Raw genomic sequence first — 15,376 nt, forward strand, 5'->3', positions numbered from 1 at the left:
CTTCATGGGCAATTGGCCTGAACACGCTGCACAGGTCGATTCAATAATCGCGTGGCCAACTCCAGCAACAACGCCACGACAATCGCTCCCGCCGCAATCACGAACATCAACCCATGATGGCCGCCGCTGGCATTGAACAGGGCGGAATAAGCGAACCCGGAAATGGCCTGGAAGGTGGCAAACGATACGGTGGCGCGGCTCCAGACCACCTGTTGCTGATGATGCTCGGGAACCAGTTCGTGAACCCGCGCCAGTGCCAGCGGCACGATGCCCGGGGGGAACGAACCGAGGATCAGCGCGAGCAGGGCCAATACCGTGAAGGAACTGGAGATCGACAGCAGCGCCACAGCGATCGCCTGTATGACCAGCACCAGGCGAATACTCGGCTTCGCCCCCAGTTGATCCGCGAGAAAACCATAGCTCACCGGCCCGACAATCGCGCCCAGGCCGTACATCACCCAGATCAGCGCGCCGACATGTGGCCCGGCCCCGAGGCCGCGAGCCACGTAATCGACCAGGAATACCATGGCCGGCACCAGCCCCGCCGCCATAAGTGCGTATTGGGCAAACAGCAAGTAAACGCCCGGGTGGGTGCGGGTCGACGCGGCATCGGCCGTCGCTGTCGTCGTGGCCTGTGGTGCCGCTGACGGCCAGCCAAACCAGCTGATGGCGGTCAGTAGCAGTGCCAGCAAGCCGAGGCCCAACCAGGTTTGTTGCAGGCCCAGGCTCAACAACGGCGGGACGATCGTTCCCGATCCGGCAATGCCCAGCCCGATGCCGAGAAAGATCGCGCCACTGGCCAGGCCTTTGCGCGAGGCCGGCACGTGCGGCAACACCGTCGCGGCCACCAGCACCATGATCGCGCCGCCGGCGACGCCCGAGAGCAAACGCCAGCCGAAAAACCAGCTCACCGACAATGGGAATGCACAGGCAAAAAACGACAGTGTGACCGCCAGCATCATCAGGCGCAGCGCGGTTCTGTTGGACGAGCGCCGCGCCAACGGGTGGCCGATCAGCGCACCGATCAGGTAGCCCACCAGGTTGGCGGCGCCGAGGTACACCACGTCGCTGGCGGAAAACCAATGGGCCTGGATCAGCGCGGGAATCAACGGTGTATAGGCGAAACGCGCCAGGCCGATACTGACCAGGCTGGCACTGAGACCGGCGAATATGGGCAGCCAGATGGCGCTGCGTGGTGTGCCGGGGGAATCCGCTGCACTGGGCATGGGTGATGTCCTGTAGGTTTGCACTGATGTCCAGCATAACCAGCTTTGTTGCAGCGTAAGTGCAGCGATTTCACGCTACAGTGATGCATAAATGCATCGTGAAGGAGGAGCCTATGAATTGGGATGACGCACGGGTATTCCTGGCGGTCTGCCGCGAATCGACCTTGCGTGGCGCTGCGCGGGTGCTGGGGGTCGACCAGGCCACGGTCGGCCGGCGAATCGCGGCGCTGGAAAAGTCTTTGAGCGCAACGCTGTTCCTGCGCACCTCCGAGGGTTATGCATTGACCGCGGTGGGTGAAGCAGCGATGCGCGCCATCGAGAAAATGGAGCATTCGGCGCTGGAACTGCAGCGCCGCATCCAGGGCCTCGATGATCGGCTGACGGGCACCGTGCGGGTTACCACCACCGACTCGCTGGCCATCGACTTCCTGATCCCGGCTGTCGCGCGGTTGCATCAACGTCACCCCGACGTGCGGGTGCAACTGGACGCCTCGACGCAAATCCTCAGCCTGGCCAAGCGCGAAGCCGACATCGCCGTGCGTAATACCCGGCCGGAAAACCCGGACCTGATCGCCCGGCGCATCGCCCGGTGGCCAGTGGGCCTGTTCGCCTCGCAAGCCTACGTCGATGCCCACGGCGTTCCCGAGCCGGGATCGGCGTTCGAGGGGCACGATCTGGTGGTGTATCAGCCGTATTTGCAGGCTTGCAAGGACATGACCCTGGTCAGTGAACCCATGGGGCGCGGACGGATTGTCGCGAGCCTGAGTTCCAGCCTGCTGGTGCGGCGTTCCATTGCCGCGGGAATCGGGATCGGGGAAATCCCGGTGTACGTGGGGGAGAGGGATGGGCTGGTCCGACTGTGGCCGGAGCGTACCCGGCCGTTGCCGTATGACGTGTGGTTGGTGACCCACGCGGACCTTCGACATACGGCGAGGGTCCGTGTGGTGATTGACGAGATTGTCGAAGGGTTTTGTGGGAGCGAGCCTGCTCGCGATGAACGTCAACGATAACGCGTGCGCCCTGGAAAACCGCGTTGTCCTTGCGTTCTTCGCGAGCAGGCTCGCTCCCACAGGGTTATGGCAATTCTGGCAACTCGTTCGCACGCAGATCGAACACCAGCACCTCGGCATCCACGCCGTTGCTCAAGGTCAGCAACTGCTCCTCGCGAACTCGCACACCGTCGCCTTCCTGCAGTGGCACGCCGTTCAGTTCGACGCGACCGCGAGCCACATGCACATACGCATATCGATCGGTGGCCAGTTCCAGCGTGGCACTTTCCTTGCCATCGATCAGGCCGGCGAATACCCGCGCGTCCTGGCGCACCTTCAGCGAACCCTGGGCGCCGTCGGGGGAGATGATCAATTGCAGGCGACCGCGTTTCTTTTGCGTACTGAAATGTTCTTGCTGATAACGGGGCTTGGCGTCACTGACATCCGGGACGATCCAGATTTGCAGGAAGTGCACGGGCCGTGAGTCCGAATGGTTGAACTCGCTGTGCGCCACACCGCTGCCGGCGCTCATCAACTGCACATCGCCAGGGCGGATCACCGAGCCGGTGCCCAGGGTGTCCTTGTGTTCCAGCGCGCCTTCAAGTACGTAGGAGAAAATCTCCATGTCGCGGTGCGGGTGCTGGCCGAAGCCTTTACCGGCGGCCACGCGGTCATCGTTGATCACCAGCAGATCGGAAAAACCCTGTTCTTTGGGGTTGCGATAGCTGGCGAAGGAAAAGGTATGGAACGACTTCAGCCAGCCGTGATTGGCCAGGCCACGATCCGATGCTTTGCGAAGAGTCAGCATGATGAAATCTCCTGTGGGGACGGTGATTCGTCCGAGTGAGGAGAAGGTTAATGTTTACCAGTGGATGCAATAAGTAGATGAAAATTGAAATACTGTCTCTTTTAAGTTGACAATGATGTGCGTGTAGGCGCGGTATCCTGTGGGTGCGGGCTTGCTCGCGAAGGTGGTATGTCTATCACCAACATTGTTGAATGTAATATTGCATTCGCGAGCAAGCCCGCTCCCGCAGTGGGACCGTGTATGTATCCCTTTTTTTGATCCAGTGATCTTGAACCCATGAAAACCGTGGCAATGGTGCTGTTCCCCGACTTTCTCCTGCTCGACATGGCCGGGCCGATGGAGGTGTTTTCCATCGCCAATCGTTACCTCAAGCCCGACGACCACTATGTGCTGACGACCCTTGGCACCGAACCCGGCGCATTGCGCGCGTCCAATGGCGTGAGGGTGCAGGCGGACATGCCGGTCGAGCAGGCTTGTGACGGCTATGATTTGCTGCTGGTACCCGGTGGCCCCGGTGCCTACAACGAAAAACATCCGCGCTTGCTTCAATGGCTCAAGCACAACGTGAGTCGATCCAGGACCTTTGGTTCGATCTGCACCGGGGCGTTTGTGCTGGGGCACGCCGGTTTGCTCGACGGCTATCGCGTGACCACCCACTGGCATTACACCGAACGGATGATCAAGGCATTCCCCGGGGTGACGGTCGAGACCGATCAGATTTACGTCCAGGACCGCAACCTCATCACGTCCGGGGGCGTCACCGCCGGCATTGACCTGGCACTGGCCGTGGTCGCCGAAGACCATGGCAAGAAAGTCGCCCAGGACGTGGCCAAGGTGTTGTTGGTGGTCATGAAACGCCAGGGCGGCCAGGCGCAGTTCAGCCCGCTGATGGCGGCAGTGGCCCCCCATGAGACGCCGATCACCCGGGTGCAGAACCATGTGCTCGAGCACCTGGACGAAGCCTTCAGCATCGAACGCATGGCCGGTCTGGCCAACATGAGTGCGCGCCATTTCGCCAGGGTCTTCGCCCGGGAAGTGAATATGACGCCCATGGAATTTCTGCAAAGCGCACGTATCGACTGCGCCAGGAACCTGTTGGAGACCGCTGACCTGCCGCTCAAGACCGTCGCCTTCAAAAGTGGTTTCGGCAGCGTGCGGCACATGCGATTCCTGTTCAGTGAAAAGCTCGGCCTGACCCCGACCCAGTACCGCGAGCAGTTCAGCTAGCGCCTTTGTCCGTTGTGCGCACCCTGATGGCCGTGACGCTCCCCCCGTGGCGGTTGAACCGTCATCGGGGCCTGCCAAGATACCGCTGAACTCATTGCAAGGAAGGTACGGAGCCTGGATGGACTCGTGTGCCGAGCAGGTTTCCAGCGGGTGAAGACGCATGAATAGCCTCAGAAATATAACCAGCGACCCCGTGCTGCACTTCGGCCCCTACGCGTTGCACCTCAATCAACGCCTGGTCCTTGAGGGTGATCAACCTCTACGCCTGGGCGGGCGCGCGCTGGATATCCTGCAGGTGCTGGTCGAGCACGCAGGCTCGGTGGTCAGCAAAGAAGCGCTGATAGCCCAGGTCTGGCCGAGAACGGTGGTCGAGGAAATCAACCTGCGCGTGCACATTGCGGCCCTGCGTCGGGCCTTTCGTGACGGACAGGACGGGCACCGCTACATCGTCAATATTCCCGAGCGTGGCTACAGTTTTGTCGCGTCGGTGCGCCAGGCGATGGAGGTCGCGCCTTTGGCCATCGACCCCTTTGCGACACCCCCACACAACCTGCCGGCACGACTCACGCCCGTTACCGGTCGCGATGCTGTGGTTGGCAGCCTGGTGCGGCAGTTGCCGCAGCGCCGTTGCATCACCCTGGTCGGCCCCTGTGGCATTGGCAAGACCACCGTTGCGCTGCGTGCCGCCGAATTGCTGTTGCAGCATTTTCGCGATGGCGTGTGGCGGGTGGATCTGGCGATGATCGATGACCCGGCGCAGGTGGTCGATTACCTGATTCACACGTTGGAACTGGACGTTGGAACGAACCTGGACGCGCTGGGACAGTGGCATGGGTTGCTGGTCCTCGACAACTGCGAGCACCTGCTTGAAAGCTGCCGGGCACTGGTCGAGCAGCTGTTGATTTCGGCACCCCGCCTGTCGATCCTCGTCACCAGCCGTGAGCCGCTGCTGGCTGCCGGCGAAGAACTCTTGCCATTGCCGCCGCTGCTGGTGCCACCGATGTCGGCGTTGCGCAGTCTCGATGAGGTCATGGGTTATTCGGCCGTGCAGTTGTTCGTCAGCCGTGCCCGAGCCCGCCAGCAGGGATTTGCCCTGCGCGAGCAGGACCTCAAGGCCGTGCGCGAAATCTGTCGGCGACTCGATGGTTTGCCCTTGGCCATTGAACTGGCAGCGGCGCAGATCGATGCGCTGGCGCTGGTGGGGCTGCAAGCGCAACTGGATAACTGTTTTCAGATGCTGACCCAGGGCCGGCGCACGGCAGTCCCGCGGCACCAGACCCTGAAGGCGGCCCTGGACTGGAGCTATGAGCGCCTGCCCCCAATGGAGCAAATCGCATTGCAGCGCCTGGCGGTGTTCAAAACGGCGTTCTCCCTGGATGCGGCAATGGACGTGATCAGTTGTGCGACGCTGCCGCCCTCCAGTCTGGGCAACGTGATGGAAAGCCTGGCGCTCAAATCGCTGCTGTCGCTGGAGCAAGTCCACGGCGTGACACGCTACCGTTTTCTCAATACCACCCGTTGCTATGCCCTGGATAAGCTCGAACAGAGCGGGGCCTTGCGCACCTTCGAAATGCGCTACGCCGGCTATGTGAGTCATCTGCGCCGGCCATCAAGCCGGTACATGGTCCTGGAGTTCGCCGAGTAAGCGTTGCGCGGCGACCAGGTCCGGAGTGGCATGGCCTTCGGTAAACCGCTGGTAGATCAGCGACAGCAGCTCCCGGGCTTGCCGGTCGCGGCCCTGGCGCTGCCAAAGCCGCGCCAGCGAGGTGGCACTGCGCAGCTCCCACGCCAGGGCACCCTGGGTTTTTGCCACGTTGAGCGCCTTGTCCAGCAAGGTCTCGGCGGCAGCGTCTTGCACCGGGCAATCGGCGGTCAGCAGCGCCTCGGCCCTGGCCCGCAGAATCTGCGCGGTGCTCCAGCCCGCTGCACCGGTCTCGGCGCGTTGCAGCAAATCGTCATCGACCAGGCTGCTGTCGAGGGTGACCATGATTTCCTTGATCAAACCCACAGCCGGCCCAGGTAACGCATTGCCTTGGGCACCGTCGATGACCAAGGCATAGTGTCGAGCCCAGGTGTAGAACAGCAGCACCGAGTGTTTCTGCGCCTGTTCCAGCAGCAGGTGCAAGCATTCGCGAGCGGTTCGGCTGTCGCCGTTGTAATGGGCGATCGGGCAGCCGGCCAGTGCCAGGGTGTAGCAAATGGACGTGCCGTGGTTGATCTGCAGCGCAATGTCCAGCGCCTGCCGCGCTGTGTGCCAGGCTTGCTCCGGTTGGCCCTGTATCCAGCGAATGCGGGCGAGGATGGTCAGGGCGGCGACGCTCTGGTCGTATTGCACGCCAAATCCATGGGTGAAGCGGTTGAGATGACCGCTGTGGGCCATGCGCTGGATCACCTCTTCGGCGTTCATCCGTGCCCGCTGCTGGTCGCCGGCAAAGTGCAGGGCCAGCACCCGCAGGCGATGGGTGCTCAGGGACAGCATCGGGTCACCGTGCAAGCCCAGGCGGTCGAATTGCTCGCTCTGTTCCAGGGCCGCTTGATAGTGGCCGCAACTGAGGTTGACCGCCAGGTGCCCGGAGACGGCGCGCAGTTGTCCGGCCACGTCGTTGCAGCGCCTGGCCAAGGCCCGGGCGCTGACGAAGGCTTCTACGGTTTCGCCAGTGCCGCCCTGGGCGTGGTAACAGGTGCTGCCCAGCGCCAGTTTCAGCTGCATTTCCAGCCGCGGGCAGACCTCGGGCGCGGCGTCGAGCAGCGCCAGGGCCTTGCGCACATAACCACCGTACTCGTTGAGCAGCGACAGTTCCTGCCACAGCGGCGTGGACGTCGCGGTCAGGCGGATTGCCAGTGCATGTGGCCCCGGTGCAGACAGCCCCCAGTCGAGCGCCGCGCGGATGTCTTCCAGACTGCGGGCATAACGCTCGATCCACAGCCCGGTGGGGATATGCTCCCAGTCGTCCTGCGCCTGCTGCATCAGGGTCAGGCATCGCTCGGCATGACGTTTGCGGGTCTCGGGCAGTTCAGCGCTCTGCTCGAGTTTTTCCAGGGCATAGCTGCGGGTGGTGTCGAGCAGGCGGTAGAACACCTCTTCATCACCGACGTCCACGCTCAGCAGCGACTTGGCCACCAGTTGCGTGATCGAGCCAAACACCTCGCGCGGTTCGATGTGTTCGCCCACGATCACCGCCGCTGCCGACTCCAGCGTAAAGCCACCGCGGAAGATGCCCAGTCGACGCAGGCAGGTTTGTTCGCAGGCATTGAGCAGGTTGAAGCTCCAGTCCAGCGTCGTGCGCAGGGTCTGGTGCCGGCCCAGGTTGGTCTGGCTGCTGTGGGTGAGCAGGCGAAAACTTTCTTGCAACTGCGCCAGCAGGCCGCTGAGGCCAAGGTTGGCGACTTGCGCGGCGGCCAGTTCGAGGGCCAGTGGAATGCCGTCCAGGCGGCGACAGATATCGATGGCCAGTGGCAGTTCGGCATCGGTCAGTTCAAAGCTGTCGTGGTTGGCCATGGCCCGCTCGACGAACAGCTGCAATGCGGAAAAACCAAGGGCCTGCGCGCGGTCCGGCACGGCAACGGGCGGGGGGCAGTCCAGCGGTTCCAGGCGCTGGACGAATTCGCCCTCGGCACGCAGGCTCTCGCGGCTGGTGGCCAGGATATGCACCTGCGGCGCGCCACGCAGCAGGCGTTCACAGAGCAGTGCGACGCTGTCGATCAGGTGTTCGCAGTTGTCGATGACCAGCAACATATGCCGTTCGCGCAGGAACGTGGCGAGGCTGTTCATCGGTTCGCTGTCGTGCAGGGACAATCCCAGTAATGTCGCCAGATGAGCGCTGATCATCGAAGGTTCGTTGATCGGTGTCAGGTCCAGCAGGCGGATGCCGTCGCGGTAGCGGCCGATCAGTTGCTCGGCAACGCGCAGGGCGACGCTGGTCTTGCCGATGCCGCCGGGACCGACGAGGGTGATGAAGCGCTGGCGCGGCAGTTGCGCCACCAGACGGTCGACCAGCACCTGGCGGCCGATCAGGCGGGCGCGGCGCAAGGGCAGGTTATGGCCGCTGGATTCAACGACGTCATGTTGCGGACGGTGTTCGATGTGCTCCAGCGCGCACGGCGCGACAAAGCTGTAGCCGCGCTGGGCCACGGTGACGATGTAGCGCTGACCGGCCTGGCCGTCGCCGAGGGCTTTGCGCAGGGCTGCCATGTGCACCCGCAGGTTGATCTCTTCCACCACGCTATCGGGCCAGACTTGAGTCAACAGCTGTTGCTTGCTGACGACCTTCCCGGCGTGTTCGAGCAGGATCAACAGGATGTCCATGGCGCGTCGGCCAAGGCGCAGGGGGCGGTCGGATTCCATCGCCAGACGTCGTCCAGGGTAGATCCTGTAGGGGCCGAAATGCACAGCCTGTTCGGGGGCAAGGGTCAACGGGGTGCTCCTGGGTGAATGCGTCTGGAACGCACTTCTGGAGCATATTCCTCAGATTTTTGCCGGCGCGCAATGCGTCCGTCATTACAGCGGTCAATGGCGTTGCCCGCAGGCAGGTGAAGTGGGAAGGGCGCGTACGACCCGGCAACGCCAGGCGAACGGGTTGATGCCCTCGCTGCGGGTGAACATGTGGCAGAAGTGCGCCTGGTCGCAGAAACCGCATTCGAGGCTGATTTGCGTCAGGCTCAGGTCCGTGTGCTGGATCAGGTGCTTGGCCCGGGCGATGCGTTGCTGGCGAATCCATTCCTGGGGCGAACAGCCGGTGCTGCATTTGAATGCGCGGGAGAAATGACTGCGTGACAACGAACAGGCCTGGGCCAGTTCGCTCACTTGCAGGGTTTCGCCGAGGCGATCGAGGATCAGGCGTTTCACCAGCCGTTCGCGCTGGGCGCTGAGGCCGCTGGCGCTTTTTACCTGGGTTCGGGCGACTGTCGCGCGGGCGGTGCTTTGCTGTAAATAAGCCATGGCGAATGTCCGTGTAGGTAGGATTCATTCTTGAACCCCAAGGCTCTGGCTTGCGAGTTAAACGTTGTTAATTCCTCGTCCAGGGCGGGCAGTCTTGGGTAAAGTCAGACACAATCGCCCTCTCGCGCCTGGCTCAACACACAAGGGAACCGTGCCTATGAACCGTAACGATCTGCGCCGCGTCGACATGAACCTGCTGGTTATTTTCGAAGCGCTGATGTTCGAAAAGAACCTGACCCGCGTGGCGGAAAAACTGTTCATGGGCCAGCCGGCCGTGAGTGCAGCCCTGGGGCGGTTACGCGATCTGTTCGACGACCCGTTGCTGTTGCGCAACGGTAGAAGCATGGAGCCGACGGCGCGGGCGCTGGCGATTCTCAAGGAACTGCAACCGGCGATGGACACCATTTCCGGCGCGGTCAGTCGCGCCAAGGAGTTTGATCCGGCAACCAGTTGCGACGTCTTTCGCATTGGCCTGTCGGACGATGCCGAGTTCGGTTTGTTTCCGCCGCTGCTGCGCCAGTTGCAGGAGGAAGCACCGGGCATTGTCGTGGTCGTGCGCCGGGCCAATTACCTGCTGATGCCGGCCTTGCTGGCGTCGGGGGAAATCTCCGTGGGCGTCAGCTACACCACCGACCTGCCGGCCAATGCCAAGCGCAAGAAACTGCGTGATATTCCCTGCAAGGTGCTGCGCGGTGACAAGCGTCCGGGGACGCTGACCCTGGATGAGTACTGTGCGCGTCCCCATGCGATGGTGTCGTTTTCCGGGGACCTGAGTGGCAATATCGATCTGGACCTGGCGAAGATTGGCCGGACTCGCCGGGTGGTGCTGGGGGTTCCGCAGTTCAGTGGATTGCGTGCGTTGCTCGCCGGGACCGAGATGATTGCCACGGTGCCCGATTATGCGGCGTGTGCGCTGGTGGAAGGGTGTGGCTTACGGGCTGAGGATCCGCCATTCGAGATTGCCGCGGCGCAGTTGTCGATGGCATGGAGTGGGGTACATGACAATGATCCGGCGGAGCGCTGGTTGCGGTCGCGGATCAGCCAGTTCATGTCGGAGCCGCTGTCGATCCCTGCTTGATCGTGGCGGCTTGCCCGCCAACCCGTCTTTTTGCGGATGTACCAACCCCTGTAGGAGCTGGCTTGCCAGCGATGGCCGTGTGTCAGTCAGGCACATTGTTGAATGTAAAACCGCCTTCGCTGGCAAGCCAGCTCCTACAGGGATCTATTCGGGGTACATCGCAAAAACAGCACGTACATTCAATTTTTTCCTTCCTCGCCCCGGCATTATCCAATCCAATATTGTCTCGCCGGAGCCCGCCACCATGCCTGATTCCAACGTGCTCGACTCGCCCTTCGAGGAGGTTGTGACCCTGGTTATCAAACACCGGGTCAAGGCCGGTTTTGAAGTGCCCTACGAAGCCTGGCTGCGCAACATTGTCAGTGTCGCCGGGCAGCAGGAGGGGCACTTGGGCGTGGATGTGATGCGCGGCAAGAACGCGGGCCTGGATATGTACACCTGCGTCCTGCGGTTTTGCTCCACCTCTGCGATGCAGCGCTGGCTCGATTCGCCGCAACGCCGGGCGCTGGTCAACGACGCCACGCCGATGCTGGCCGACGGCGACCAGACCGAAGTCAACCCGGTCAACGAGTTCTGGTTCGCCCCGCAGGTGGAGTCGGTTGCGCCACCGCCGCGCTGGAAGCAGGCCGTGGTGACGCTGTTGGTGATTCTGCCGCACACCCTGCTGGTGCCGCTGCTCTGGGGCCCGTTGTTGCAACTCAACGCGGTGCTGTCCAACTACGTGGTTGCGACATTCCTGATTACCCTGACCATCGTGCTGTCGGTGGTGTACCTGTTCATGCCGATGGCGACGCGTCTGTTCGCGCCCTGGCTGTCTTCTTCCACTGCGCCCAAGGAAACGCGATGAACGCCGATCTGATTCTGTTCAATGGTCAATTTCATACCGTCGACCGTGAGAACCCACGCGCCACTGCGGTCGCCATCAGCGAGGGCCGCTTCGTCGCGGTCGGCAGCGATGCCGAGGCCATGGCCTTGCGCGGTTCCGGCACGCAAGTGATCGACCTCAAGGGTCGCTGCGTGATCCCCGGCCTCAACGACTCGCACTTGCACCTGATCCGTGGCGGCCTGAACTACAACCTCGAGCTGCGCTGGGAAGGCGTGCCTTCACTGGCCGATGCGCTGCGCATGCTCAAGGATCAGGCCGACCGCACACCCACGCCGCAGTGGGTGCGGGTGGTCGGGGGCTGGAACGAATTCCAGTTCGCCGAAAAGCGCCTGCCGACCCTCGAAGAGCTGAACCAGGCCGCGCCCGATACCCCGGTGTTCGTCCTGCACCTGTACGACCGCGCCTTGCTCAACCGCGCCGCGCTGCGGGTCGCCGGTTATACCCGCAACACGCCGAACCCGCCGGGTGGGGAAATTGTGCGCGATGCCAATGGCGAGCCCACGGGCATGCTGGTGGCGCGGCCCAACGCGATGATTCTGTACGCGACCCTGGCCAAGGGGCCGAAGTTGCCGCTGGAGTATCAGGTCAACTCGACGCGCCAGTTCATGCGCGAACTCAATCGCCTCGGCCTGACCAGCGCCATCGACGCCGGTGGTGGTTTCCAGAATTACCCGGACGACTACCAGGTGATCGAGCAGTTGGCCAGGGACCAGCAACTGACCGTACGCATTGCCTACAACCTGTTCACCCAGAAGCCCAAGGAAGAGCTGACCGATTTCAAGAACTGGACCGGCAGCGTGACCCTGCACCAGGGCGACGACTACCTGCGGCACAACGGCGCCGGGGAAATGCTGGTGTTCTCCGCGGCGGATTTCGAGGACTTCCTCGAACCACGCCCGGACCTGCCACAAACCATGGAAGACGAACTGGAACCGGTGGTGCGCCATCTGGTTGAGCAGCGTTGGCCGTTCCGCTTGCACGCCACCTACGACGAATCCATCAGCCGCATGCTCGACGTGTTCGAGAAGGTTGATCGCGACATTCCGTTCAATGGCCTGCCGTGGTTTTTCGACCACGCCGAAACCATCACCCCGCGCAACATCGAGCGGGTGAGGGCGCTGGGTGGCGGCATCGCCATCCAGGATCGCATGGCGTTCCAGGGCGAATATTTCGTCGAGCGCTACGGCGCCAAGGCGGCCGAAGCCACGCCACCCATCAAGCGCATGTTAGCCGAAGGTATACCGGTCGGTGCCGGCACCGATGCCACGCGGGTGTCGAGCTACAACCCCTGGACCTCGTTGTACTGGATGGTCAGCGGCCGCACCGTCGGTGGCCTGGCGTTGCACGCCGAGGGCCTGTCGCGCCAGACCGCCCTGGAGCTGTTCACCCACGGCAGCGCCTGGTTCTCCTCCGAGCAGGGTAAGAAAGGCCAGATCAAGGTCGGGCAATTGGCGGACGTGGCGGTATTGAGCGCGGACTATTTCAGCGTCGAGGACGAAGCGATCAAGTGGATCGAGTCGGTGCTGACCGTGGTCGGCGGCAAGGTGGTGTATGCCGCTGGCGACTTCGAAAAACTTGGCCCCGCCAGTGTGCCGGTGCTGCCGGACTGGTCGCCGGTGGTCAAGGTACCGGGCCACTGGCGGCCGAATTCGCCGTTGCAGGCACAGGTTCACCAGTGCAGCGGGCCTTGTGCCGTGCACTCCCACAGCCATGAGCGGGCGCGGCTGTCGAATGCGCCGGTCAGTGACTTCGCCGGTTTCTGGGGTGCCTTTGGCTGTTCGTGTTTTGCCTTCTGATCAATAAGCGACAACCATCCATCAAGGAGTTTTTCATGAGCAACGTACCGTACAAACGCTTGAACAAAGACGATGCCGTGGTGTTGTTGGTCGACCACCAGACTGGCCTGATCTCGCTGGTCCAGGATTTCTCGCCCAATGAGTTCAAGAACAACGTGCTGGCCCTGGGCGACATCGCCAAGTTCTTCAATCTGCCGACCGTCCTCACCACCAGTTTCGACAGCGGCCCGAACGGTCCAATCGTGCCGGAACTCAAGGCGCAGTTCCCGGATGCACCGTTTATTGCGCGCCCCGGCCAGATCAACGCCTGGGACAACGAGGACTTCGTCAAGGCCGTGAAGGCCACCGGTCGCAAGCAACTGATCATTGCCGGTGTGGTCACCGATGTGTGCGTGGCGTTCCCGACCCTGTCGGCCTTGGCCGAAGGTTTTGACGTGTTCGTGGTGACTGATGCTTCCGGCACCTTCAACACCACCGTGCAACAAGCCGCCTGGGCCCGCATGTCCGCCGCCGGTGCTCAACTGCTGAACTGGTTCTCCGTGGCTTGCGAGCTGCAGGGCGACTGGCGCAACGACATGGAAGGCCTGGCCAACCTGCTGTCCGAACGCATTCCGAACTACCGCAACCTGATCAACAGCTACACCACGTTCACCGCCAAGTAATAACGCACCACCCTTGTAGGAGCCCGGCTTGCGTTACACATTGAATAGGGTGTCGAAACGAGCATAAGCCGCTATAACTGCGGGTGACTGTCAATCAAGGCATGACAATGAACCCGTTCGAAGATATGCGTATTTTTTGCCAGGTGATGGATTCCGGCAGCTTCACCGCCGCCGCCGATCATCTGGGCTTGTCCAAGCAGTTCGTCAGCCGGCGCCTGATGCAGCTCGAAGCGCGACTTGGCGTGCGGCTGCTCAATCGCTCGACAAGGCGGCTGGATGTCACCCCGCTGGGGCAGAGTTACTACGAATCGGCCTTGCGCTTGCTGGGCGAAGTCGAGCAGGTGGAGCAGGGCATCGCCGGGCAGACCACCGAACCGCGCGGCACCCTTCGCGTGAGTGCGCCGCTGTCGTTTGCGTTGGCGCACCTGGGGTGCCTGCTACCGCAGTTTTTACAGCGCTACCCTGACGTCACGGCGGAGGTGGACCTGAGCGATCGGTCGGTGGATTTGCTTGGCGAAGGTTACGACCTGGCCCTGCGCATCGGCACGCTGGAAGACTCGACGCTGATTGCCCGGCGCATCGCTTCCATCCAGCGAGTGTACTGCGCCAGCCCGGCTTACCTGGCTGAGCGCGGCACGCCAGTCAAACCCGAAGCGTTGCACCAGCATGACTGCCTGCCGTACGGCCACGGGCGGCAGGTGCAATGGCGTTTCGAAGGGCAGGGCAAGCCGCTGATGGTCAACGTCACCGGGCGGATGCGGGTCAACAATGGCGAGTTGCTCAAGGACGCGGCGATTGCCGGGATGGGGATTACTTACCTGCCGACGTTTATCGTCGGTTCGGCGTTGAAGGATGGTCGGTTGGTAACGGTGCTGGATGAGTTTTGTCCCGAGCCGCTGACGCTGTCGGCGGTGTATCCGCAACATCGCCAGGCGTCGCGACCGGTGCAGGCGCTGATCGAGTTTCTGCGCGAGCGGCTGGACGTGTTGTAGATCGACACTTTCACACGGTCAATTGTGGGAGCGGGCTTGCTCGCGAAGGCGCAGTGTCAGGCGACATCACTGTTGGATGTGCCATCGCCTTCGCGAGCAAGCCCGCTCCCACAGGGTTCGAGCAGGTCAGTTGACGCGTTTGTCGTCGCCGGGTTCGCCCGCAGCATGCAGGCCGCGATCGTCGCCGACTTCGCCGGAGCGGTGAACCCCATTGTCGTCATGCCCGGCCTGATGAACCCCATGGTCGTCGCCCGGTTCGGAGTGGGTGCTGCTACGCCCGGAGTTCGAGGCTGTATTGCCTGCGTGTCCCGAAGCATGGTCGCTGCCGCTATGACCGCTGCCGGCGCTATTGCCGCCATGGCCACCGCTGCTGCCACCACCGTGACCGCCACCACCGTGGCCACCACCATTACCTCCGCCGCCGCTACCACCGTGACCGCCGCCGCCACCACTGCCGCCGCCGTGACCGCCACCACCACCGCCGTGACCGCCACCGCCACCACCGCCACCGTGGCCGCCACCGCCACCGCCCCCACCACTTCCACCTTCTTTCGCCTGGGCACTTGATACCCCGGACAGGCTGTCCGGAATCAGTACGGTAGACGCCGACAGGACCGCGCCAATTGCGACTGCCAGTAATAGCTTGTTGATGTGCATGTCGTTCTCCGTCTTCTAATTCAAGTTGGAACGTTGATGAACATTGCAACGTGCTGCCATATTCAGTGGGTAAACACGCCAAGGTCCGGCTTTATTCGTTGTCACGCTGAAAAAGA

At 62.5% G+C, this 15,376-nt stretch carries 13 protein-coding genes; 8 read left to right on the top strand and 5 right to left on the bottom strand.

Going from position 1 to position 15,376, the window contains the following annotated elements; all coding sequences use genetic code 11:
• Positions 1–2: 2 nt before the first annotated feature.
• Entirely contained in the window at positions 3–1,226 is a 1,224-nt protein-coding gene (locus BKX96_RS05175; RefSeq protein WP_077182944.1) for a YbfB/YjiJ family MFS transporter, read from the bottom strand.
• Positions 1,227–1,339: 113 nt separating this feature from the next.
• Between BKX96_RS05175 and BKX96_RS05180 the strand changes: the two genes are divergently transcribed.
• Positions 1,340–2,236 (top strand): LysR family transcriptional regulator, encoded by an 897-nt coding sequence (locus tag BKX96_RS05180; protein ID WP_077182945.1) that lies wholly within the window; start codon positions 1,340–1,342, stop codon positions 2,234–2,236.
• A 64-nt stretch (positions 2,237–2,300) separates the two neighbouring features.
• Here the strand turns inward: BKX96_RS05180 and BKX96_RS05185 are convergent, their stop codons facing one another.
• Positions 2,301–3,023, bottom strand: a complete 723-nt coding sequence (locus tag BKX96_RS05185) for a pirin family protein (protein ID WP_077182946.1) — start codon at positions 3,021–3,023, stop codon at positions 2,301–2,303.
• 276 nt (positions 3,024–3,299) lie between these two features.
• Between BKX96_RS05185 and BKX96_RS05190 the strand changes: the two genes are divergently transcribed.
• Positions 3,300–4,250: a GlxA family transcriptional regulator gene (locus BKX96_RS05190; protein ID WP_077182947.1), complete on the top strand. Its 951-nt coding sequence runs from the start codon at positions 3,300–3,302 to the stop codon at positions 4,248–4,250.
• Between the two features lie 160 nt (positions 4,251–4,410).
• Positions 4,411–5,895, top strand: a complete 1,485-nt coding sequence (locus BKX96_RS05195; protein WP_077182948.1) for an ATP-binding protein — start codon at positions 4,411–4,413, stop codon at positions 5,893–5,895.
• Here the strand turns inward: BKX96_RS05195 and BKX96_RS05200 are convergent.
• The gene (locus BKX96_RS05200; RefSeq protein ID WP_077182949.1) at positions 5,860–8,664 is read right to left on the bottom strand and encodes an ATP-binding protein; all 2,805 of its coding nucleotides are present in this window, start codon (positions 8,662–8,664) and stop codon (positions 5,860–5,862) included. The genes BKX96_RS05195 and BKX96_RS05200 overlap by 36 nt on opposite strands.
• A gap of 93 nt (positions 8,665–8,757) precedes the next feature.
• Entirely contained in the window at positions 8,758–9,189 is a 432-nt protein-coding gene (locus tag BKX96_RS05205) for a helix-turn-helix domain-containing protein (RefSeq protein WP_046815469.1), read from the bottom strand.
• A 157-nt stretch (positions 9,190–9,346) separates the two neighbouring features.
• On the opposite strand from BKX96_RS05205, the gene BKX96_RS05210 reads away from it, so the two are divergent.
• From BKX96_RS05210 to BKX96_RS05230, 5 genes are all read left to right on the top strand, one after another.
• Entirely contained in the window at positions 9,347–10,267 is a 921-nt protein-coding gene (locus BKX96_RS05210) for a LysR family transcriptional regulator (protein WP_077182950.1), read from the top strand.
• 244 nt (positions 10,268–10,511) lie between these two features.
• Positions 10,512–11,114, top strand: coding sequence for an antibiotic biosynthesis monooxygenase (locus BKX96_RS05215; RefSeq protein ID WP_046815467.1), 603 nt, complete (start codon positions 10,512–10,514; stop codon positions 11,112–11,114).
• Positions 11,111–12,949 carry an amidohydrolase gene (locus tag BKX96_RS05220; RefSeq protein WP_077182951.1) on the top strand — a complete coding sequence of 613 codons (1,839 nt, stop codon included), beginning with the start codon at positions 11,111–11,113 and terminating at the stop codon, positions 12,947–12,949. Before BKX96_RS05215 ends, BKX96_RS05220 begins: the two co-directional genes overlap by 4 nt.
• A gap of 35 nt (positions 12,950–12,984) precedes the next feature.
• Positions 12,985–13,611 (top strand): isochorismate family cysteine hydrolase YcaC, encoded by a 627-nt coding sequence (gene ycaC / locus BKX96_RS05225; protein WP_046815465.1) that lies wholly within the window; start codon positions 12,985–12,987, stop codon positions 13,609–13,611.
• Positions 13,612–13,718: 107 nt separating this feature from the next.
• Positions 13,719–14,603, top strand: coding sequence for a LysR family transcriptional regulator (locus BKX96_RS05230; protein WP_077182952.1), 885 nt, complete (start codon positions 13,719–13,721; stop codon positions 14,601–14,603).
• Between the two features lie 126 nt (positions 14,604–14,729).
• Here BKX96_RS05230 and BKX96_RS33110 read toward each other — a convergent pair whose 3' ends face one another.
• On the bottom strand, positions 14,730–15,260 hold the full coding sequence (locus BKX96_RS33110; protein ID WP_256721384.1) for a hypothetical protein: 531 nt from the start codon (positions 15,258–15,260) through the stop codon (positions 14,730–14,732).
• Between the last annotated feature and the right edge of the window lie 116 nt (positions 15,261–15,376).

Origin of the sequence: Pseudomonas putida (assembly GCF_001976065.1) — a bacterium.
Taxonomy (GTDB): Bacteria; Pseudomonadota; Gammaproteobacteria; order Pseudomonadales; family Pseudomonadaceae; genus Aquipseudomonas; species Aquipseudomonas serbica.

Coding starts and splice junctions, on each gene's coding strand:
- BKX96_RS05210 (WP_077182950.1), top strand. CDS start 9,347: ATGAACCGTAACGATCTGCGCCGCGTCGACATGAACCTGCTGGTTATT.
- BKX96_RS05180 (WP_077182945.1), top strand. CDS start 1,340: ATGAATTGGGATGACGCACGGGTATTCCTGGCGGTCTGCCGCGAATCG.
- BKX96_RS05195 (WP_077182948.1), top strand. CDS start 4,411: ATGAATAGCCTCAGAAATATAACCAGCGACCCCGTGCTGCACTTCGGC.
- BKX96_RS33110 (WP_256721384.1), bottom strand. CDS start 15,260: ATGCACATCAACAAGCTATTACTGGCAGTCGCAATTGGCGCGGTCCTG.
- BKX96_RS05215 (WP_046815467.1), top strand. CDS start 10,512: ATGCCTGATTCCAACGTGCTCGACTCGCCCTTCGAGGAGGTTGTGACC.
- BKX96_RS05190 (WP_077182947.1), top strand. CDS start 3,300: ATGAAAACCGTGGCAATGGTGCTGTTCCCCGACTTTCTCCTGCTCGAC.
- ycaC (WP_046815465.1), top strand. CDS start 12,985: ATGAGCAACGTACCGTACAAACGCTTGAACAAAGACGATGCCGTGGTG.
- BKX96_RS05205 (WP_046815469.1), bottom strand. CDS start 9,189: ATGGCTTATTTACAGCAAAGCACCGCCCGCGCGACAGTCGCCCGAACC.
- BKX96_RS05185 (WP_077182946.1), bottom strand. CDS start 3,023: ATGCTGACTCTTCGCAAAGCATCGGATCGTGGCCTGGCCAATCACGGC.
- BKX96_RS05220 (WP_077182951.1), top strand. CDS start 11,111: ATGAACGCCGATCTGATTCTGTTCAATGGTCAATTTCATACCGTCGAC.
- BKX96_RS05230 (WP_077182952.1), top strand. CDS start 13,719: ATGAACCCGTTCGAAGATATGCGTATTTTTTGCCAGGTGATGGATTCC.
- BKX96_RS05175 (WP_077182944.1), bottom strand. CDS start 1,226: ATGCCCAGTGCAGCGGATTCCCCCGGCACACCACGCAGCGCCATCTGG.